General features: G+C 36.6%; 14 protein-coding genes. 5 read left to right on the top strand and 9 right to left on the bottom strand.

The window, feature by feature from the left end:
* Window positions 1–71: 71 nt before the first annotated feature.
* The 7 genes from H8Z77_RS01390 to H8Z77_RS01360 form a co-directional block, all read right to left on the bottom strand.
* On the bottom strand, window positions 72–2,195 hold the full coding sequence (locus tag H8Z77_RS01390) for a polysaccharide biosynthesis protein (RefSeq protein ID WP_186997077.1): 2,124 nt from the start codon (window positions 2,193–2,195) through the stop codon (window positions 72–74).
* Window positions 2,196–2,492: 297 nt separating this feature from the next.
* Complete coding sequence (locus H8Z77_RS01385; protein ID WP_083256487.1) at window positions 2,493–3,182, bottom strand: CpsB/CapC family capsule biosynthesis tyrosine phosphatase; 690 nt, start codon at window positions 3,180–3,182, stop codon at window positions 2,493–2,495.
* 50 nt (window positions 3,183–3,232) lie between these two features.
* A complete protein-coding gene (locus H8Z77_RS01380) occupies window positions 3,233–3,982 on the bottom strand; it encodes a CpsD/CapB family tyrosine-protein kinase (protein ID WP_186995931.1) in 750 nt (249 codons plus the stop codon).
* Window positions 3,982–4,707 carry a YveK family protein gene (locus H8Z77_RS01375; RefSeq protein WP_286165632.1) on the bottom strand — a complete coding sequence of 242 codons (726 nt, stop codon included), beginning with the start codon at window positions 4,705–4,707 and terminating at the stop codon, window positions 3,982–3,984. The genes H8Z77_RS01380 and H8Z77_RS01375 overlap by 1 nt, the downstream gene beginning before the upstream one ends.
* Window positions 4,708–5,030: 323 nt before the next feature.
* Window positions 5,031–5,897 carry a tyrosine-type recombinase/integrase gene (locus H8Z77_RS01370; protein WP_069989260.1) on the bottom strand — a complete coding sequence of 289 codons (867 nt, stop codon included), beginning with the start codon at window positions 5,895–5,897 and terminating at the stop codon, window positions 5,031–5,033.
* Window positions 5,898–6,222: 325 nt separating this feature from the next.
* On the bottom strand, window positions 6,223–12,042 hold the full coding sequence (locus H8Z77_RS01365; protein WP_186995929.1) for a discoidin domain-containing protein: 5,820 nt from the start codon (window positions 12,040–12,042) through the stop codon (window positions 6,223–6,225).
* Window positions 12,043–12,537: 495 nt separating this feature from the next.
* Window positions 12,538–13,017 (bottom strand): gamma carbonic anhydrase family protein, encoded by a 480-nt coding sequence (locus H8Z77_RS01360; protein WP_186995928.1) that lies wholly within the window; start codon window positions 13,015–13,017, stop codon window positions 12,538–12,540.
* A 288-nt stretch (window positions 13,018–13,305) separates the two neighbouring features.
* Between H8Z77_RS01360 and H8Z77_RS01355 the strand changes: the two genes are divergently transcribed.
* The 3 genes from H8Z77_RS01355 to asnS are packed head-to-tail and all read left to right on the top strand — an operon-like array spanning window position 13,306 to window position 15,221.
* Window positions 13,306–13,572, top strand: coding sequence for a metal-sensing transcriptional repressor (locus H8Z77_RS01355; RefSeq protein WP_069989263.1), 267 nt, complete (start codon window positions 13,306–13,308; stop codon window positions 13,570–13,572).
* A 13-nt stretch (window positions 13,573–13,585) separates the two neighbouring features.
* Window positions 13,586–13,789 (top strand): heavy-metal-associated domain-containing protein, encoded by a 204-nt coding sequence (locus H8Z77_RS01350; RefSeq protein ID WP_069989264.1) that lies wholly within the window; start codon window positions 13,586–13,588, stop codon window positions 13,787–13,789.
* A 37-nt stretch (window positions 13,790–13,826) separates the two neighbouring features.
* Complete coding sequence (gene asnS / locus H8Z77_RS01345; protein WP_186995927.1) at window positions 13,827–15,221, top strand: asparagine--tRNA ligase; 1,395 nt, start codon at window positions 13,827–13,829, stop codon at window positions 15,219–15,221.
* An 812-nt stretch (window positions 15,222–16,033) separates the two neighbouring features.
* On the opposite strand, the gene H8Z77_RS01340 is transcribed toward asnS, so the two are convergent.
* Window positions 16,034–16,840 carry an amino acid ABC transporter substrate-binding protein gene (locus tag H8Z77_RS01340; protein WP_069989266.1) on the bottom strand — a complete coding sequence of 269 codons (807 nt, stop codon included), beginning with the start codon at window positions 16,838–16,840 and terminating at the stop codon, window positions 16,034–16,036.
* Window positions 16,841–17,096: 256 nt separating this feature from the next.
* Between H8Z77_RS01340 and H8Z77_RS01335 the strand changes: the two genes are divergently transcribed.
* The gene (locus tag H8Z77_RS01335) at window positions 17,097–18,071 is read left to right on the top strand and encodes an alpha/beta fold hydrolase (protein WP_186995926.1); all 975 of its coding nucleotides are present in this window, start codon (window positions 17,097–17,099) and stop codon (window positions 18,069–18,071) included.
* 42 nt (window positions 18,072–18,113) lie between these two features.
* On the opposite strand, the gene H8Z77_RS01330 is transcribed toward H8Z77_RS01335, so the two are convergent.
* Window positions 18,114–19,127 (bottom strand): AraC family transcriptional regulator, encoded by a 1,014-nt coding sequence (locus tag H8Z77_RS01330; protein ID WP_186995925.1) that lies wholly within the window; start codon window positions 19,125–19,127, stop codon window positions 18,114–18,116.
* A gap of 227 nt (window positions 19,128–19,354) precedes the next feature.
* Between H8Z77_RS01330 and H8Z77_RS01325 the strand changes: the two genes are divergently transcribed.
* Window positions 19,355–23,251: a glycosyl hydrolase gene (locus H8Z77_RS01325; RefSeq protein WP_270739648.1), complete on the top strand. Its 3,897-nt coding sequence runs from the start codon at window positions 19,355–19,357 to the stop codon at window positions 23,249–23,251.
* Window positions 23,252–23,308: the final 57 nt, after the last annotated feature.

Raw genomic sequence — 23,308 nt, 5'->3', positions numbered from 1 at the left:
GTCATTCCAACGTCCATTAAAATTTTTACATTCTTTCTTAAAACAATTAAATTTGCCCCAATTTTTTATATCTATACTTTTATTGCCAAAGATTTTTTCTGATCCAATTTTTTAATTTCTATTTTCAATGTTTGTGTGTTGCAATCATTTTTCGCTTGTTTTCCTACTGGATGGAAAGTCGGCACAATTTCTTCTACCATTGGAACAATATCATCAGAGTTTTGATAACTTGCTTTTGCCAGTCTTTCCAGCTTTCTCAGGAAATCCACCGTATCAAAAGGGATAGGTTTTCCAATATGTATCAGCTCATTATCCGTTTTCTTGATACCTTCTTCCGCCATAAGTTTTTCCTCATAAAGCTTCTCTCCTGGTCGCAATCCTGTATATTCAATTTTAATGTCCACATCAGGTTGGTAACCGGACAATTTAATCAAATTCCTAGCTAAAGTATCAATTTTTACTGGCGCTCCCATATCAAGCACAAAAATTTCTCCACCCCATGCATAAACTCCTGCCTGTAATACAAGGCTGACAGCTTCTGGAATGGTCATAAAATATCTAATAATATCAGGGTGTGTTACTGTTACCGGACCACCTGCTTCAATCTGTTTTTTAAACAATGGAATAACAGAGCCGTTACTGCCCAATACATTTCCAAATCGGACTGCAACAAACTGTGTCCCTGATCTAACTTTATTTTTTACACTCTCAATCTGTACACTAGAGTCTACTTTTTCTATACTGTCTATCGTTACATGGTCCATTGGATCGCTAACAATTTGACCATTTCTATTTTTATCTATATGGTCATGAAGAAAAGGAAGTAAATCTATCCTTCCTTCTTTACTAATGGCGTCCATACTCTGGATTACCATTTCACAAATCCGCTTACTAGCCCCCATAATATTCGTTGGATTTACCGCTTTGTCAGTACTAATTAAAACAAACCGTTTCGTTCCATACTTTAAGGCTGCGTATGCTGTCTTATAGGTACCTACTACATTGTTTTTAATCGCCTCATTAGGGCTTGTCTCCATCAAGGGAACATGCTTATGGGCAGCAGCATGGTACACAATATCCGGCTTATAATGTTCAAAAACCCAATTAATCCTTCTGCTATCCCTAACAGATCCAATTAATACCACTAAATTTAGTTCGGGATAGTTTCTTCTTAACTCCTGTTCTATCTCATAAGCATTGTTTTCATAAATATCAAAAATAATAAGCTGTTCCGGTTCATGGGCAGCAATCTGCCTACATAGTTCACTTCCAATAGAACCTCCGCCACCGGTTACAAGGATCGTTTTATCTTTTAAATATTGGAATATTTCTTCCATATTCACTTGAATTGTTTCCCGTCCCAGCAAATCCTCCACTACCACTGGTTTCATCTTATTTAAAGATACTTCACCATTTGCCAGTTGGTAGATTCCTGGCAAAGTCATTAATTCACAATTTGTTTCTTTACAGATATTTAAAATATCTCTTTTCTCTTCGGCAGAAGCTGTTGGGATGGCAAACAAAATCTGGTCAATATGATACTTCTCAATCGATTCCAGAATACTTTCTCTTCCTCCTACAATGGGAATCCCTTCTATTATTCTACCCCATTTATTGGAGTTATCATCTATCACACACAATGGCCTTGCGGATGCATCGTTTGAAACTTTTAATTCTTTCAGAATAACCTGACCTGCGGCACCAGCCCCTATAATCATGGCATTGTGAACAGCCCGTAAATTTTTTGCCCTACGTGCCCTTTCCAAAGTAATATAACGATAGATAAACCTTACCGCTGTAACAAAACAAAATTGGATTACTGCACCAAAAACATAATAGGAGATTGGCATTCTGCATAGAAAAACAGTAATGCCAATTATCTGAAACAAAGTAGTAATACCAGATGCGAGTAAAATACGGTTTAATTCACTAAAGCTGGCAAAGCGCCATAAACTGTTATATAGATGAAGACAAAAAAATATAATTACTGTAAATATAGTGTAGAATGGTGCAAATTTTAAAAATGAAGATAGATATATATCTGGAATAAGAGAATAACTTAGATCAAATCGCAACCAAAGCCCTAAAAAATAGGATAAATTAATAACAATTACATCATAGAAAAAAAGATAGAGTGCTATTACTTTCCAATGTTCCAATCTCTTTTTTCTTAGAACTTTCGTATTTTTATTCATTACCTTTAAATCGTTATTCTGTCTTTCATTTGTCACGTTTTTCATTGTCGTTCCTCTTTTCACAATAAAATTTAGAGGATAATTTTCCTTTTACTATATTTTACAAATATCTATCAATTCTTTTTACGTTCACCTTCCAAAACTTTTATATAGGCAAAGGAGGGTTTTATTGACTACTTTTTCTTTTCGTGATAACTATACTTTTTCGTTCTGGGTATTTTTGGGGTTAAATCTCTATTTTTTTGCCTATTTTTAAGTTTTTTGGTCAAAGTAAATACGAACGAAAAAGTATCCCTTTTACATCCACATACCAAACCGTTTATGCGGCATATATGGTGATGCTTTTTGCAAATTTTCTCCTTGGAAAATCTTTTCTGCATGTTCAATCAGTTGGTTTTGATACTTTTCTATCGATTCCAGACCTGTCCAAATATTGGGTGGCCTTAAATCTACTGAATGTGTATCGGATGCTACTACATGTACAAGCCCCCATTCCAATAGTTTTACTATTTTTTTTCTTGTCTTTTTTGTTCTTTTTAAACTATTGGCATTCACTTGTACGATAACACCTTGGCTTACCCATTCTGATAATAACGCTGGATTTTCCATTAAAAATGGATATCTTTCTATATGGGCTATGATTGGGACAATCCCGCTACTTAATAGATCAAACATTACCTTTTCAATCAATGCAACATAATGATACATTGGAGAAAATTCTATTAACAGATAATTTGTTTTTTCAATACAAAATTTTGATAGATCATATTTGCTAAGCCGAATTGAAAAATAAACCTCTGCGCCTAGTTTTGCCTCAAATTGAATTTCTCGCTTTTTTGATGACAACATTAGTTTTTGATACGCTAGTTCTCTTTGTTCAAAAAAGTGTTCTGGTGTTTGTTCCTCAAAATGAAAATGTGGTGTAAATACAATTTTATTAACCCCATGTCTTACTTGCATCTCCAACAGTTGTAGTGCCTGTTCCAATTCCTGCGCCCCATCATCGATTCCAGGTAAAATATGAGTATGTAAATCTACTATAGCCCCTCACCTTCTTTTTTGTATGCATATCTATAATATCCATAATATTTTTTGCCATAAATATTGGATTTTTTGATATCAAACGCATTTAGTATAGAGCCTATTACCTTTATACCGGCATTATTCAAATTTTCCATTGCTTTTTTAATCATTACAACTGGTGTAGATTTATATCTTACAACTAATAGCGCACCATCTGCATATTTACCAATTACCGCCGCATCAGTAACCAAAGAAATTGGCGGGGCATCAAATATGATGTAATCATATATCTCATCTAATTCTTGAATTAACTGTCCCATTTTTTTGCTTGCCAACAATTCCGATGGATTTGGAGGATGCTTGCCTGATGGCAGAACAGTAATACCTAAATTTTTCATTTCTATCGAAGATTCTGCCAAATTAAATTTTCCACACAATATCCCTGATAATCCTTTGGTAAATTGTTTGTTCCATTTGTTTTTATCTTCAGATGATAGATAATCCTCTAAAATAGATCGTCTCAAGTCACAATCAAGCAGTATTACTTTTTTGCCTGCATCCGCAAGTGTAACTGCTAAATTGATAGATACATTAGTTTTTCCTTCTTCCGCTAATGGAGAAGTAACAACTATTTTTTTACAATCTGTTTCCGATGATAGGAACTCCAAATTGGTACGCAGCGTCTTAAATGCTTCTACATATGCAAATGAGGTTTCTTCTCCACTAAGGGAATTCAACCTAATGTGTTTTCTAACCTTTCCCATTAGTTTTTACTCCCTTCAAATGGTATCACTCCGATTACCAAACTATTGGTTAAAGCAGCCAGTTGTTCTTCCGATTTTATAGTACGGTCTAAAATTTCCCTCAAAAAGATAATAATTACTGCTACAGCAATTCCAGCTAATATGCCTATCATAGTATATTTTTTTACATTTGGAGATACTTGAACCGCGTCACTTGCTTGGCTTACAATGTTACAGGAGCCTGCTTCTACTTTCTCAATGATAATTTCAGGTGCGATTTCTGTTATTTTTTCTGTTACCGACCGAGCAAATTCCTTATCCGTATCGGTTACAGAAATCCTCATCACCTGTGTTGCATTTACCGAACTCACCGATATCTGCGACGCTAAATCGCTACTACTAACATTTATTCCTAAGGCCTGGATAACTGGATTTAATACTGCTTCGCTTTTGATAATAACGGCATAAGTTTCTACCAAATTTGTAGAAGCAGTATAGTCACTTGGAGAGAATGTACCTGTTACGTTTTGATTGTTATTTACAATCATAGTTGCGCTAGATTGATATTTAGGAGCAACTAAATAGTTACTCACTAAATATCCTCCTATCCCCCCTACTAGTAAAAAGCATGCTAGTAAAATAAAATACCGTTTTACTATCCCCCATAACTTTCCTAACAATTCACCTATTTCTATTTCATCGTCATGCAATAAATTTTTCTGTTCAGTTGTTCTTATGTTTTCCATTGCCATAAACTTTACCTTTCTGCCCTATTTCACTTCTTCTATCTGCTCTTTTCACGATTTTCACTTTGTCTTAAAACTTAAATTTTCCACTCAATTAAAACAACATAATATTAATTATGTTGTTTAAAAATGGAAATAAAACAGGAAAGGTTCCAACACCTACATATATTTACCAAATAATTTTTATTAATTATACAAAAAAAATTCATAAACATTCAAAACAATACAAAATATTACAATCTTGTATATATCTGTATTGACTTATTGCTCTTTGCGTTATAAAATAGAAAATAAAATCAGTAAAAATAACAACATAATTAATACTATATGGTTATTATGAGTTGTAGTTTGTCAATGTTTTTTCGAGAAGCTTCTATCCCTTCGGAAGTATAAATTCTAGTTATATCCAAACTACTATGGCCAAGGATATCTGCTAAATTAACCAAATCTTTGGTATAACAATAAAAAGTTCTTGCGAATAGATGTCGTAAATTATGCGGAAATATTTTTTCTGGTGAAATACCAGCCAGTTCCGCAATTTTTTTCATCTCTCGCCATATATTCGAACGGTCTTTTGGTTTACCACTTTTTGTTTTGAAAATAATACCGGATTGGATCTGTTTTTTCTTTGCATAACAGTTTAATTTTTTTTGCAACAGATTTGGAATTAATACCAAACGGTATTTCCCTTTATTCCATACTTTTGCAACACCTAATTTTACTGCTTCTACTGTAAAAAAGTTTAATTCACTAATTCGGATACCAGTGGAACATATTGTTTCCATAATCAATGCAAGCTGTTCTTTCCCTTGAGACTGTGCTGTTTTAACTAGATTTTCGTATTCTACTTTGGTTAGTTCTTTTTCTTTTCGAATAAAAAAGTTATTCTGTATCCTGATTTGTTTTGTTTTTAAATGCTCCAAATTCAGAAAATTTAAAAACTGGTTTAAAGCTACTAACATAGAATTTACACTGGTGATAGCATAATGTTCCATGAGCCATTCTTTGTAAAGAAGGATGCGTTGTTTATTAATTTGTTTGTTATCTCCTAGATAAGAATAAAACGTGCGGATATCGGTAATATATTTACGAATAGTAGCACTAGCATTTTCCCGGTCATATAATACCTGTTTAAATTGATAAATATGTTCTGTTTTTAAAGAAAAGTAAGTTTCGTTGCTGATTTCCATTTTTAATATCCTCCCTAACAATAATTTGAATAAATTCATACAATATTATAAGTTATTTTGTCGAAAAACATATATTTATCGTAAAACTTTTTAAAGAACAATCAAGTAAATAGATTCTGTTCTATTTATTTTTTGTATTTACGAGAGGAACATTAATAAATTTTTAAGTATTTTATCGTTTATACTATCTAAAATTTTTATTTTTGATTAAATTTAATGAAAAATTAAAAGAAATAAAAATAAGACCCCCAACCTTATAAAAAGGTCGGGGGTCTTATTTTTAACACTATAATTGGTGGTTATAAACCATCACAGAAAAGAAATACTATTTTTTCTTTTTCAGAGCTACTACTGCAGCGCCTGCCAATACTAGTGCCATTACTCCTGCGATTGGTGCAACATCACCTGTTTTGGCTGCGTTTGCTTTTGTTGTGGTAGATTCTTGCCCTGTTTGTGTACCGTTTGCTTTGTTGTCATCTGGTGTTTCGGTAGATGGTTTTTCTACTGCTACTAGACCTTTCATTGCTTCTTGTACACTTACTACTGCTGCGTCTACTTCTTCCTGGGTTGCATCTTCGTTCGCCATTACTGCGTTTGCTTCTGCTACTGCTGCTTCCAGTACTGCATAGCTTTCCGCTGTATATGCGTTCGCATCTTTGCCGTTGGCTTCCGCAATTACTTTTTCCAGGATGGATTTATCCGCTTTGTATCTCAGGTTCAGCATCGCGTTCAACAGATTGGTTTCTGCTGTTTCGATTTCTGCCTGCATTGCATTGTCTTTATCCGCTAATAAATCTTGCGCTGCTTTCAACGCTTCTAAGAATTCTGCCTGACCTGCTTCTACAAAGTCATTCATGTCATAACCTTCTGCCAATGCAACCAGAGCTTCTAAGGAAGTAATATCACCTTTGACAAATCCTAGTTTATGGATTTCGTTCATCAGGTTCTGCCATGCTGTGTCTACTTCAGACTGTATCGCATACGCATTTTCAGAAACTTCTTTCGCCGCTGCTAATGCCGCCTTAAAGGATTCCTGTACATCTTTGATGACATTGTTAAATTCATCGGATGCCTGTTGTTCTTCCGCATATGCGATTACTCGATTCAAAATAGACTTATCAACAGGTTTTGTCACTTCAAATTTTACTTTATCCATTGCTGGAGAACCGTTGGTAAACCGTGCTACCAAGTATGCTGTACCTTCCATTTTCGCTTGAAGCACAGGAGTTTCTGTATTAGCCTGGCTTAATTCTGCAACCATAGAAGGCATACCGTTTTCATCTTCCACTGACCAAATAATATCATTATTTTGCATGGTAGAAGGTGTTACAATCGCTGATACAGGCATAGAGCTTCCAATGCCCAAAGAACTTCCTTGCAATGGATTGATTTTAATACTACCTACAGAATTTGGTTCCTGTTTGGAGGATTCTCCATTAATCGTAACTTCTGCAAGTTGTACACGATTTACAACAGATGTTTTCTCATCATAAGTAGGAAGACCTAATTTGGTAACTTCGATAGTTATATACTGCGCTGTAACATCCTTACCAAAATCTACGGAATAACATCCGCGTTCTGTATGCGGAGCATCTGGAATTTTAGCTCCTGTTACTTCTTTTATTACGGTATATTCAGAAGAATTACTGTCTTTTACCAAAATCTTAAAGTCTTCTGGGAAGTTGGCAGTGATATTGGAATCCTCTTTTTCTGCATCACTATCCGTCCTTGGATAAAGAGAAACATTATTGATTACACGGTCTTTTCCAAGATCGAAGGTGATACGGTGAGGTGTTGCACTAATATCTTTGGTGTTATATCCCTCTGAGGAATATCCCTTTGGACCTACATTTCCATTATTTCTACCCTGGCTTTGCAAAATACCATCATTCAGGAAACTGAGTTTCCATGCAGCACTCTCGTAAGAATTGGTTGCTGTAATGGTTGCTTCTTTGGCAAAGTTAGTAATATCGTCTGCTTGAGCAAATACTTCTATTTCGGTTAATTGTACACGACGTGCAACACGTCCATCTGGGAATTTTTCATCATTGGTAGGTTCCCCTAATGTATTAACTAAAATACGTACATACTGTGCAGTTTGAGGTTCAAACTCAAATATAGCTGGTTGATTTTGTGGATTTGGATAATTGGAATATGAAGAAACAGTAGACCAATCTTTATTGTTATTCGATACCTGAATATCAAATCCAACTGGGAAGTTTGGTGATTCTGTACCACCATTTGCAGTTTGGACATCGTTACGAGGATATAATACTAATTTGCTAAATTGTTGTGGCTGCCCTAAATTGATTGTAACATCAATTGGATTCGCGGAAATATCCGCATCCTGGAATTCAGAAGAAGTGTATCCTTCTACAGATCCTGTTGCATCAGTAATTCCATCTGTAATATTACTTACCGTCCATTGTCCACCCATTTCCAATGAATTATTACTTGTTACAGGTTTCCCGAAAGCAATATTTTCCAATGGTTTTTCAGCGGAAATATATTCCTCAAAACCAGCATTTAAGGTAATATCCTGGTTCATTGTAATATAGGTTACTTTGGAATTATCCTGATAGCTTCCGCTCCATCCAGTAAAGATAGCAGTTTCTACTGGGCATGCTTCTACCGCTACTGTAGTACCTGATGGATAAGAAGCAGTAAATGGTAAGGTTTCTTGCTTGCCGTTTACAAGAACAGAACCTTCTCCTGTACCAGTCAGTGACAGAATCTGCTCATTGGAAGAATCCGTGCTATAAGCCATAATTTCAGCTAACTGAATCCGGTATGGGTCAGCAACACCTTCTGGGCTTGCATAAGGCCCTAATTTTAACACATGTAGACGAATGTATTGTGCATCTTGGGATTCAAATTCATACATTTGAGGTTTTCCCATAGGGTTGGTATCATCCTGTACATGTAATACATCTGTAAAGTTTGTTCCATCTGTACTGGTTTGGATGATAAAATCCGTTGGGAAGTTTGGAGTTTTTCCATCCGCTGTAACAGCATCGGTACGTGGATAAATAGATATGCTGTTAAAATTCTTTTGCTCTTTTAAATTTAAGGTAATATCTATTGGATGATCGGAAATATCATTGCCATTTTGAACATTGGCAATTACATTTGTAGTATAACCAGTAGAAATATTACCATCGGTTAAATTATTTTTACTCCAGGTTGGAGGAGCTTCCATGCTATCCGTTGCAGTTACCTCAGAGCCTTTTGCCAAGTTTATATTTGCTGCATAACCGCTGTTAATTTCTAAAGAGATATCCTTGTCAACTTTTACAGCTAGTTCTGAGTTAGCGGAATAAATATCGCCTTGCCAGTTCATAAAATGGGTGATACCAAATTTTTGATCCTTTGCTTTTAGCTGTACCACATCACCTGTTTTTACTACCAAAGTAGTTGGTAAAGTATAATCCTGGCCATTATATTCTACTATTACATCATTATTTTCTGGATTGGATAATTTTATTAAGCTGTATTCCTTTTGTTCTTTTTGTTTAAAGTTTGCGGTAATGTTCAAATCAGTATTTGCTGTAATCTCTATCTGGGTATTTTCAGAGCCAATAGAACCACTCCAATAGTCAAAACTATGTTCACTATCCGGTGTTGCGGTAAGGGTTAGTTTACTGCCTGTTGCTACTGTTGTTGTATATGGCAATTCCACTACAGTATTATCAACAGAAACAGTCCCACCTTCTGTACCTTGAATTGTTACAATGTAGCTTTCTTTGCTATCTGTTTTAGGGGTTGACTGGATTTGATAGCTGCCTGGATTTACAGTAAAGTAAACATATTTTCCATCTTGTCCGGTATATACAACATTTTGGTTTCCGTTTACTGCCGCTCCATTTTCAAATACAACGGAACCGTTGGCAGTAATAGTAGAATTGACTCCTTCAAAACGAGGGATTGCAACCAACGCAGTGGTTTCTGCTGGTGAAGTTACATTCATGGAGAATGTATTTGCCGCCAGATCCTGTTGCATGGCAACATCAATCGCACCTTTTACAGAAGGAACAGAAACTTGAACCTGGTTTAATTCTCCCATATCCGGAGTGATCTCATAAATATCATAACCAGCAATGACTGGTTTTACTCCTGCCATATACTTGGACATGGTAATCATTGGACCGCCAGACCATGCATGGTTTCTGGTTCCGCCGCCTTTGTCCCACATTTCCCACAGGGTAGTATAACCATTATCAGTTGCCATTGGGGTATAACGGGTTACCATTCTGTTTTGGGCTTGTTCCATATATCCCATCTCACACATTGCGTCCAATACATACTTTTCCATATATGGGCTTGCGTTAAAGATGGTTTCCAAAACATTTTCTACTGTTGGGTACTGGCTTTCGTTCACCAAGCCAGCCAATACTGCCATTGCGTTGGCACGATCATCTGGTTTCGCTTGATTTGTAGATTTGTATCCTTTTTCGGTCCAGAAGCTATTGTAGTTCATTTCAATGCTATCTAGACGTTCCTGCATAGCGGGGATATCTTCTGTACATCCCAAAACTTCCGCCATTTTTACTACATCGGACATTGCTTTGTAGTACCAAGCGTTTTCTAATACTGGAACATCCGCATTGGAACCCCAGTCAGGCCAATCCCAACTACCTGCACGATGGACAACTAAGCCATTGCTTCCCATATCCCACTTATACAAATAGGTTTTGGAAGCTTGATACATTTTTTCCAGGGTTTCGGTTCTGCCTGTATACAGATAATATTCCCAAAAACCACAAACACCTGCTAACTGCTGCATGGGAAGTTCAAAATAATCCCCGGCAATTGGAACTACTGTTTGCAATACATCGTTGCGGTACTCATTTTCATTGTCAGTTTCCATCCAGCCCAACATTTGGTCTAGACCTTTTTCATACAATAGATAGGAATTTTCATCCATGGAGTACACAATCTGCATCATCTCGTTGGTAGTGTCACCCCACCATTGGGCACGTTCACGGTCCGGGCAATCCATAAAGCTATCCCTCATGGTAATATATAAGGTACGCAAACACATCTGCCACAGATTGTTGTAAAATTCATTATCACTGGTAAACGAACCTGTAAATTCGGTATTATACCCGCTTTCACGGTATTGCAGGCTGATAATTTTTACGCCAGCTGGAATTTCATATGTAATATATTGCCCATTAAACCAGCCCAGCGCTTCAAATTCCTGTACACCATTTCCATTAGTGATATAGGTACTGCGTACTGCCCCAATATTGGTGTTTTCGGTTGTCATTTTAATTTCCAGACCTGGCTGGTCTGTTTCAATTTTTAGATATGGGGTCAATTGAGCGTTATAAGGAACGTTCATTGTAATGGATTCTGTCTGGGTTGTGGTATAATCCCGATACTGATCCATGTTTAAATACTCTTTTAACCCATAATCTTTTGTCAATGGGATAGGACGTTCGTACAGTTCATTCCAAGGTGCACAAGGTGCTTGCCCCATTTCGGTTGCGTTCTCCCAGCCACTGTCATCATATCCGGGCTCTTCCCAACCAGTATCTTCTGTTTTTCTCGCATCGTAATAGATATTATATGCTGGAATACGGTAGTTTGGCTGACCAACTCCCGCGATTTTGGTATCGTCCAGATATGCCTCATCCCGTTTTACTTTCCAACTGTCATCTGAGATTACCAATTGGTCTCCAATTTGCGCTTCAAACAAAAAGCCCGCTTTTTTACTGCTGTAGTTGGAATAGCTGGCATACTGGTCTTTTGGTCCCCAATACCAAGCTTTTACTGCAATAGTGTTTGTGCCAGTTTTTAAATATGGGGCAATATCCACCACATCATAATAGCCATCTTCCGGTGTAGGACCACGTTTTAATCCACCTTCAAATACGACCAATTCACCATTGATATACAGCCAATATCGGGAATCTACTGCCAATCTGGCTTCCGCTTTTTCTGGAACTTCGGTTAATTCTACTGTTTTGCGGAAATCCATCCAGGTATTTCGGGCAGTTGAATCGTCATCCCAGATCCACTGGGCATCCCACGTGCTGACATGTTCTTGTTCTTCCGCAGCAAAAGCAAAATTTCCAACCATACTGCTGCATAAGATTGCCCCGGAAATCAAAATTCCCAAGGCTCGTTTCCACATTTTCATGCCTTTTCCTCCTTGTGTTATAAATATATAAATTGTATCTTATAAAATATTCTACTTTCCTCCTTCCTATGTTATAAATTAAGACACCAATTTAACAATTTCATGTTATTTTATTATATCTTTTTTATATATACTTTTCTATCACCATTTTACACAAACTTTCCTTATTATTTTTTACATTTTGCTATCGTAAAAATAATAACAAAATTATTTATTGTATCAATTATAGGCATCAATAATTATAGTTTCTTGTTTATCCTATATAAATAGATGTCCTTATCTCTCCTTTGCCATGATTATAAGGATATTCTATTATAATAAACTATAGATTACTTGTTCTCAGTAATAGAAAGCAAAATTTTTTATAGACTAATTTCATAAAAAACCGTACAACTAAAAAAGGCAGGTACTTCTATACCCACCTTTTTATTACCACATGGACTAAAAAGTTTTTCATATAAATGGTAAATTATTTTTATACTTCTTTTCTTTCTATTATTCGTTTGGGATGCAGCCAACATATTCTTCCGCATTGGCTGTATTATGCTGAATTTCTTCTGGTGTAAGGCTGCGTTTCACCTTTGCAGGGTTGCCAAAGATCAAAGAATTATCAGGTACGATTGTATTTTGTGTCACTAAGGCACCAGCTCCAACAATACAATTCTTTCCAATTTTGGCCCCATTTAACACAATAGCTCCCATTCCAATTAGAGAGTTATCTCCTATGGTACAGCTATGCAAAATCGCTCCATGACCTACCGTTACCTGGTTTCCAATAGTTAATGGCATCCCAGCATCGCTATGCAGGATACAGCCATCCTGAATGTTGGAACGGTCCCCTATTTTTATTTGTGATAAGTCGCCCCGAATCACAGCATGATACCATATAGAAGAATATTCCCCAATGGAAACATCCCCTACTACGGCAACCCCCGGTACAAGATAAGCTGTTTTTGCTATTATTGGTTGTTTCATAAAATATCAGCCTCCTGTAATTAGTATACCATAATCCAAACCGATTTTCTATTTTTATCTATAATAAAACGGTAAAAGCATCTAAATCCAATTATAAAGTGATTTTCTAAATTGCAATTTGGTTTATTTTCCCCACTTTTTAAATATAACGAAAAAGATGTGAAAATATAATGTAAAAATATAAACAAAATACCAAATTTATGGGGATGCACAATTGACAAACAAGATAGTAAAATGATACAATAATCATACAAGTCTAATAATATAGTTTAGAAAGAAGGTACCTGGTTGACAGAGGAAAAGAAAAAGGCTTTGTTAGCCCTAAAAACCTGTCGCGGACAAATAGAGGGTATTATAAAAATGATTGAGGAAGAACGGTATTGCATCGATATTTCCAATCAAATTTTAGCCGCCCAATCCATGCTTAAACGTGCGAATAAACTCATCCTTGCAGGGCATATGCATAGTTGTATGAGAACCGCTATGGAAAACAACGAAGATATTGACCAAAAAACGAAAGAACTAGAGGATATTATTAGCAAGTTAATTAACTGAGGAGGTTTTTAATATGACAAAAGTGTATATTAATGGTATGGCGTGCCAACATTGTGTAAACCGTGTAAAAGGCGCATTAGAGGAGTTAGGCTTATCCAATGTGCGTGTAAGCTTGGAAAACCGGGTTGCTAGCTTTGACGGCACAGCAACAAACGCGCAGTTAATTGAAGCGATCGAAGATGTTGGATTTGAAGTAACAAAAATTGAGACAGAATAAACTGTTTAGACAACAAGATAAAAAGGAGCAAATAAAAATGAAACGAACAGAAATTTCTGATCTGTATCAAAAATATACAGAAATGGATGGCGCACAGGTTACCATTGGTGGCTGGGTTCGTACCATCCGTGATTCCAAAGCATTAGGATTCATTGAATTAAACGACGGCAGTTGTTTTAAAGGAGTTCAAATTGTATTTGAAGATGGTAAAGTATCGAACTTTAAAGAAGTAGCAAAATACAATGTAGGCAGCGCAATTATTGTAACTGGTAAGGTTTTAGTTACACCAAATGCACGCCAGCCATTTGAAATCCATGCAGAGGAAATCCAATTGGAAGGGGCATCCTCTCCAGATTATCCACTACAAAAGAAACGCCATTCTTTGGAGTTTTTACGTTCGATTGCTCACCTGCGTCCACGTACTAACACATTTAGCGCAGTATTCCGGGTACGTTCTGCTGCTGCGTACGCAATCCACAAATTCTTTAACGAACGTGGTTTTATCTACGCACATACCCCATTGATTACCGCAAGTGATGCGGAAGGCGCTGGAGAAATGTTCCGGGTTACCACTTTGGACCCCAAAAATCCTCCTTTAACCGAGGAAGGGGAAGTTGATTTTTCTCAAGACTTTTTTGGAAAACCAACTAGTTTGACAGTATCTGGCCAATTGGAAGCGGAATGCATGACCATGGCGTTTGGAAAAACCTATACCTTTGGTCCTACTTTCCGTGCAGAAAATTCCAATACAGCACGTCATGCGGCTGAGTTCTGGATGATTGAACCTGAAATTGCTTTTGCCGATTTACAAGATGATATGGAATTAGCAAAAGATATGATCCAGTTTGTACTGCAATATGTTTTGGATACCTGTCCAGCGGACATGGAATTTTTTAATGCCCATTATGATAAAACTCTGTTACAACGTTTAAACGATTTAATCCACTCCGACTTTGGACATGTTACCTACACAGAAGCAATTGAAATTTTAGAACAGCATAAGGACAAATTTGAATACCCTGTTTATTGGGGTGTTGATCTGCAAACAGAACACGAACGCTTCTTAACAGAAGAAATCTTTAAAAAGCCTATCTTTGTTACCGATTATCCAAAGGAAATCAAAGCATTTTATATGCGATTAAACGACGACCAGAAAACCGTTGCCGCTATGGATTTATTGGTTCCAGGTGTAGGGGAGATTATCGGTGGAAGCCAGCGTGAAGAACGTTTGGATATTCTGGAACAACGGATTGAAGAACTGGGCATGAAAACAGAGGATTATTCCTGGTATCTGGATTTACGCCGTTTTGGTGGCACCAAACACTGTGGCTTTGGTTTGGGATTTGAACGCCTGATTATGTATATGACTGGTATTTCCAACATCCGTGATGTATTGCCATTCCCAAGAACAACTGGTTCTGCTGAATATTAATACAAAATTGTAGTTCTATTTGTGATTACCCAGCAAATCGATTTGTTGGGTAATTTTTTAGTACATCTATACTATAAGATTAAAAAATGAACCCCCTTGTTTCTCTTGTGGTCGGGATTCGAACTATTATTGCATCTATTATGCAAATCTTACTTACTATTTTATCTCTTTCATTCCATGTTTCAGTATCTCATTTATCATTAACTCTCTTAGTGAGATTCCCATTATCTCTACTTGATTAGATATTATAACAAAATTTTTGTACATCACTTCTGTATCTGCTAGTTTTATAGAAGTGATACAAACGCTGGGCTTTATTTTATCCAACGTATTTTAGAGATGTGTGTACTTATATATACAAAACAATTGAGATCCTACTATATATCCGAAATGTTCCTATCATTCAAACAATTTTAAGGGTATATTGTTTTTATCAATTTCCAACTCAGTATAAAACCCATTTTTGAGCTGGTTCCCATGATTTTATTTTTAGTACTTGCCAATATTGTGTTAACGATGTTTATAGCTAGCGGACAAATTTTACAAGAGGTGCTGACGGTATTGTTGTTAGGATTCGGTTTACAATGTATCATTGCGATTCTATCAGCAGCATATGTATTGTTCTGGTTCTAATTATCAATGGGAATAATATCAATCTTATCCACCATATTGATTCCACTGCTCTTTCTCTTATTCGTTGATTATTTTGTACTTACATCCCAAAAATTAACATAACTAAAACATGCTAAAAAAGAAAGGCTGATATTAATAGTTTAATATCAGCCTTTCTTCTTTATTATTGTTATAAGAGATTATTCATCAAAACTAATGATATCTTCCCCAAACCATTTTTCGGAGATTTCAGCGCCTTTTCCACTGTCAATTACTTTTTGGATTGCTTCTTCCACTTTATCTTTTAATTCATCATTGCCTTTTTTCACTGCAATAACATATTCTTCTTCTGATAATTCATCTTCCAAAATGCGGAATTTTCCTTCATTAGTTTCCAAACTAGTATAATATTTCGCAACTACTTTGTCTACCACCATCGCTTCAGTACGTCCCATTTCAATATCCTGGAAACAATCCACATTACTGGATAGTTCAGAAACAGAACCTACCTTAGAAGCAATCTCATCTTTATCCAAAGCATCTTTTGCACTGGAGTCTTTTTGCAGGCAAATATTTTTGCCTTCCAAATCATCTTTTTTGTTAATAGAACTATCGGCAGGCACTACAATTACCTGTGCATTATCCAAATATGCTTTGGTTAAAGTCATCCCTTCCTCACGCTCTGGGGTTTTGGTAAAGCCATTCCAAATCATATCAATACTTCCAGTATCCAATTCCATTTCTTTGGAAGCCCAGTCGATTGGCTGATATTTAAAAGTAACGCCCATTTCTTCCGCAACAGCGTCCCCCAAGTCAATATCAAAACCAATAATATTACCGGAATCATCTTTAAACCCCATTGGTGGAAATTCTGGGTCTAAACCAATCACATAGGTATCTTTGTTCGCTGCATCGCCAGTAGTGTCTGCGTTTCCACCTCCACATCCAGCAAATACAGTTAAAGATAATGCTGCCGCTAATATAACAGATAAAATTCTTTTTTTCATAATATACACTCCTTTTAATCAAATTCATAAGTTAAGTTATGAATTTATTATATACTTTACTACATTAAATTGCTAACACGATAAACTGTTAAAAAATAAGAATATTCCGCATTATCTCTGTATTTCTCCTTATATCTTTTTATTTTACAATATTTTAACAGTATTTTTTACTTGTCATATTTTTGTTCATAGACTTTAAGTGTCTATTTTGATATAATATATTGTATGGAAATAATCAAATTAAAGGATGTTGATGATGAATTCTCAAAAATTGACCTTTACTTTTCCCAGTTCTAACGGAAAAGATACCATATATGGCGTGATTTGGACCCCTCTTACTCCTCCAAAAGCAATCTTACAAGTCACCCATGGTATGTGTGAATATATAGAACGTTATGAAGAATTTGCCCAATTTTTAAATGGATATGGGGTAATAGTCTGTGGACACGACCATTTAGGGCATGGACAAACTGTAACAGAATGGAACCAGAATGACTTAGGTTATTTTGGAGAAAAAGATGGATATCAATATCTTGTAAAAGACGTACGCCAATGTTATTTGGAAATGAAAAAGCGATATCCTGACCTCCCCTATTTCTTATTAGGGCATAGTATGGGCTCTTTTATTACCAGAAAATACATTACTAAATATGGGAAAGAATTGGATGGTTATATTTGTTGCGGCACTTCCGGACCAAGAAGAGGACATTTTAAAATCACCTTAGCGGACTGGATTTGCAAATTAAAAGGCACAAGGCATCGCAGTAAACTGTTACAATCCCTTGTGTTTTTTCAGTATAACCGCCGTTGCCGCCCCAGAAACCAAACTCCATATGCCTGGGTATGCAGTGACAGACAGGTAACAGAAGAATATGAAAATGACCCAAAATGCACCTTTATTTTTACCGCTAGCGGGTTCCGCGATTTATTTCATTTGTTAACAGAAGTCTCCCAAAGGGCGTGGGCATCTAAAGTCCCCAAAAAGCTGCCTTTCCTTCTGATTGCGGGAAAATCTGACCCCGTCGGGAATTATGGAAAAGGTGTCTGGAAGGTCCGGAATGAATTGTATTTTGCCAACCTCAAAGATTTAGAATGTATCCTTTATCCCAACATGAGACATGAAATCCTAAACGAAGTGGGTAAATTAAAAGTATATAACGACATTTTAGATTGGATCTTAAACCACGTCAAAAAGAAAAAAACAACTGACAACACCAACTACAATCAATAGTTAAAAGGCTTGATGGAAAAATTACCATCAAGCCTTTTCCTTTTATTGTTTCGATTGGTTCCGATAGGCGTTAGGAGAAATTCCAAATTCTTTTTTGAATACTTTGCGAAAATAACTTACATCGCTATAACCAACAATCTCTGTGATTTCCGGAATTGTCAAATTGGAATGAGTCAAATAATTGACTGCGTTTTGCATTTTAAACTGGTGCAAGATTTCATTGAATTTATATCCAGTATACTTATTGATATATCGAGAAAGATGACTGACAGAAAAACCAAATTTTTTTGAGATTTCCTCCAAAGAGACAGAGCCACAATGATGCTGTATATAATTTAAAATCTCATTGATATCACTTGGATATTGCCCTTTTTTGGCTGCGTTTTTTTCTTCTTTCTGCCGTGCGAACATCGACCAAAGTTCCATCAGTTTAGAATATAAAATTTGTTGGTAATATGGCTTTTTATTGTAAAATTCCCGTATCATTTCCTGTAACAGAAAATTAATCCTTGGAGTATTGTCAAATACTAAATAAGGCTGGATTGGACTCATCCCCAAACTTCCAGATAAAAATAGGTTCATTAAATTACTGTCCTGGTAACTTAAATCACTGAGGATTTCCGCTGTAAAATTTTTTCGAATCAGGATATTGAATAAAATAGTATCTGGTGTATCTACCCGTGGGGAATGATACGCATAAGGATTCATCAATAAAATTTTCTTTATGTCCTGATGGATAGTCTGGTCATTAAGCTGGTTGGTTACAGAACCACGGTAGATATAATTAATTTCATAGAAATCATGGTTATGTAAAGGGACATCTGAAGTTTCAATCGCATATTTTGTATGGTTGGTGTGGAAAAAAACAGCAACATTTTCATTTTTTGCAAAGGCGTCAAAATTCATCTCACTATGTTCACTGGAGTATTCTATATTTTTATTAGGAGGTAGTTTTTTGCCTTTCCTATTGGATAAAAATTGATAATAAGTATTTAATGCAAGCTGGATTGCCCCTTCCAAACTAAAAAAAGACTCCAATAGTTCTTCTTTTTCCATAAAATCACCTCAAAAACTTTGTTCCACTTTTTATTCTATTGTGATTATACTATAAAATACATATGATTGATAGGTGTTTTTATTTAATTTCACTCAATTCAACAAAGAATTTCCTCAACTCAAGCAAAAAATTACCTCCCCTACTCTACTATTTCTAGCGTATAATAAAAATCAAGATAAGGTGCGCATCAAATCTAATAAAACTAATACAAAGGAGAGGAAATGAATTGAAACAGAAAAAATTGAGTAAATTGTTGGCTGTTGTATTGGGGATTTCCCTGGTAGCCAGCTGTATGGCATCCTCTGTATCCGCAATTGGGTCCGCAGATACTGCACAGGATAGCTTTATCCAAAAAATGAATGATAAGTTCCAAGACCCTGAGTTGGATTACCATCCAGAAGCAAGGTGGTGGCTAGCGGAAGGTTCTCATACAGACGAAACCCTGAAAGAATCCATCCATGAATTATATAACAATGGCTTTGGTGCAGTAGAATTTGTTACCTTAGATGAATCCGCTTACTTGGATGATGCCACTTATGCGTGGGGCTCTGAAGAATGGATTCATGACACCCATGTTATTATGGAAGAATGCAATAAGCTAGGAATGGGTGTCAGCTTTACTTCCGGAACAAACTGGGCAACTGCAAACTTAACCAACATTACCCCAGATGATGAATCTGCTTCCCAGGAATTAAGCTACAAAACAGTGGAACTTTCTGCTGGGGAAACATTTAATAGTGTTTTACCTACTCCAGAATTGCCAGAAGACGTTACAAAACTAAAATTCGTCAAGGTAATTGCTGCGAAGAGAGCAGAACCTGGTTCCAACCAATTGGTTGAGGATTCCCTCACAGATATTTCTGACCAAGTTATTGCCAATGGAGACGGAACCTGGAATATCAATTACACAGCCCCAGATGATGGAGACTATATCCTATTTGGATTCTGGCAACATGGTACAGGCGAATCCCGTAAACCAGCTGTAACAGGAAAATCCTATACCATTAACTATTTTGATAAAGCGGGCACAAACGCATTAATCCAATATTGGGATGAAAATGTACTAACTGATGAGATGAAATCTCTTATTAAAGAAAATGGCGATGTTTCCATGTATATGGATTCCTTGGAATTAGGAACCAGAGGAAAAGATTCCACCAAAAACCTTTGGTGTACTGATTTTCTAGAACAATTTGAACAACGCTGTGGCTATGATGCCAGCAAATATCTCCCTATTTTGATTATGTCCAGCGGAGGAGGATTTGGCTCTGTCCCTGCTTATCCATATACTTTGGCGGAAAATGAAGAAAAATGTGATGGTATACGCAACGATTTGTTCCAAGTAAATACAGAACTGTATATGGATAATTGCTTAGATGTATTGACAGAATGGCTTCACGGATTGGGGATGACACTCCGTGCGGAAAACTCCTATGGTCAATTATTAGAAATTTCCCAGCCGATTAAATCTCTGGATTATGTAGAAACAGAATCTTTGGAATTTGGTGTAGAAATGGATAGTTATCGTTCCCAGGCAGGCGGTGCCCATCTTTACAACAAACTGTTCTCTAGCGAAACGGGCGCAATCTTAGGTGGAAACTACAAAAACAACAACCATTATTTCCGACAGATGTTCTATACTCAATTTGCAGCCGGAATCCAGAGAACAGTTGTACATGGCTATTCCTCCGAATATGGACCAGAACAAAATGTACAATGGCCAGGTTATGAAGGTATGGGGAAACAATTTGCAGAACGTTTTAATAAACGCCAACCAAACGCCATTGATTACCCAGAAGTAATGGGGGAACATATTACAAGATTGCAAAAAGTCCTGCGTGAAGGGGTTCCACAGATGGACTTGGGTATTTTAAGGACGGATTATAACCTGAATAACGGTATTTGGAACAGTGATATTGCTGACTCCGCATTCCATCGCCAAGATGGCTATTACTGGAGAGACCAGACATTACAGAATGCTGGCTATACTTATGATTATTTCTCCCCTTATCTACTACAGGATAGTGATATCTCCTATGCGGATGGGTTAGTTCAGCCAGATGGTCCAGCATATCAGGCTTTACTGATTTACCAAGAAGAAATGCCTTACGAAAGCGCACAAACTTTATTACAATGGGCAAAAAATGGCTTGCCAATAGTAATTGTAGAAGGGGAAACTACTGAAATCATCGCAGGCAAAAACTCTGTAACGAAAATAAACCATGGCGGTGCTATTACTACAGGATGCAATGATGGAAAAGATGCGGAATTAGCCCAAGTAATGGATGAAATCAAATCTTTAGATAATGTTGCAGCTGTACAAACACAGGAAGAAGCCTATGATGCTTTAATCGGTTTGGGTGTTCATCCACGTGCGGAATACACCGAATCTAACCAGACATTGCTCTCAGTTATGCGGAAGGACGACGATGCAAGCTATTTGTATTTATACAACTACATGTATGAAAATCCTGATAACTACTATACTGGACAAGTAGCGGTAGATGGCATTTACCAGCCATATGTGCTGGATACTTGGAGCGGAAACATTGAGGAAATCAACAATTGCTCTTATCAAGATGGAAAAACCATCCTGGATGTCAACTTAGCTCCTGGTGAAGTAATGGTATTCGCTTTAGATCCCAACAACCAAGTTGAAAATTCAGTAATTTCTTCAAAAAATGTACAGAAATCAATCATGGAAAATGGTTCTAATATCTTATATATTCCAGAGAGCGGAACAGCTTCAGTTCAATACGCAGATGGGAAAACATATTCAACCAACGTGGAAGTTCCAGAAGATATCCCACTAAGCACCTGGGATGTTACCATACAATCTTGGGAACCTGGTGATAAAATTACCCGCAGTGAAACCAGAAATGGAATTACAACCACCGAAGCAACCTATACCACAAATAAAGTGGATATCCATGTAGGGGAAACCGAATTAATTCCATGGAAAGACATGCAACAGGTTGGCCCAGAAGTATCCGGTGTTGGTACTTATACTACTACCTTTAACCTTCCGGAAAACTGGAATGTAAAAACAAATGGATTAGAATTTTGCGCGGATTCCTTCTGTGGAGGAACAGCAGCAATCTTTGTGAATGGAACTCAAGTTCCAGTGGATATGGACAGTTGCATTGCTGATATTTCAGACTATGTACAACTTGGAGAAAATACTATCCAGGTAAGAGTAACCAGCAGTTTACGTAACAGAATGATTGAGCAGCAGTACTCCGGCTGGATGGGTGAAATGCAACCAGATAACTATGGTATGACAGGAGATGTAGTTTTACAAACTTATACCAAAGTGGCAACAGTAAATAAAGGTATCTTAAATTCTGTCATTGCCTATGCGGAAAGCGCAAAAGCAAGTAGCGAATATGACAACGCTATTGAAAGCGTACAAAAATCCTTCGATGAGGCACTGACAAATGCGAAAGTTGTTGCCGAGAATATGTATGCTTCTCAACAAGAAATAGATTCCGCATGGATAGACTTATTGAATGAAATTCATAAACTAGGTTTTACCGCAGGGGATAAAACAGAATTGGACCAACTAATTGCAGCAGCGGAAAAGATTGACCTGGATAAATATGTAGAAACAGGTAAAACGGAATTTATCACAGCATTGAAAGAAGCACAAAAAGTCTATCAAGATGGCGATGCTATGCAGGCAGAAATTAATGAAGTGGCAGATAATCTGCTGAATACAATGCTCAATCTGAGATACAAAGCGGATAAATCCATCCTGGAAGAAGTATTGGCAGCAGCCAATAATCTGGACGCAACTACATACACAGCAGAATCCTACAGTGCATTAATAGCAGCAGTAGCAGAAGCCAACACAGTAATGGATAACGAAAACGCAACTCAGGATGAAGTAGATGTAGCGGTAGCGAATATACAAAAAGCAATGGATGACCTAGTAACAGTAGAGGACACAACAACAGAAATACCATCTATAGAAGCTGTAGATGGAAATACGATCCAGACAGGACAGGAAACCATAACTGCCAAAACGAACGCAGCAAAAACAGGGGACTTTGCACCAATCGCAGGATTGGCAGCAATCACTTTAGCAGGAGCAGCGCTATTGTTTACCCGCAGAAAAAAATAACTTATTATAACCTTTTTCTCTTTCTCTCAATATAAAATAAGTACCCCGGTTTTTCTA

This window comes from Clostridium facile (assembly GCF_014297275.1).
In the GTDB taxonomy this organism is placed as follows: domain Bacteria; phylum Bacillota; class Clostridia; order Oscillospirales; family Ruminococcaceae; genus Massilioclostridium; species Massilioclostridium facile.
Note: the sequence above shows the minus strand (reverse complement) of the source record. Positions and strands in the feature narration are given on the sequence as shown.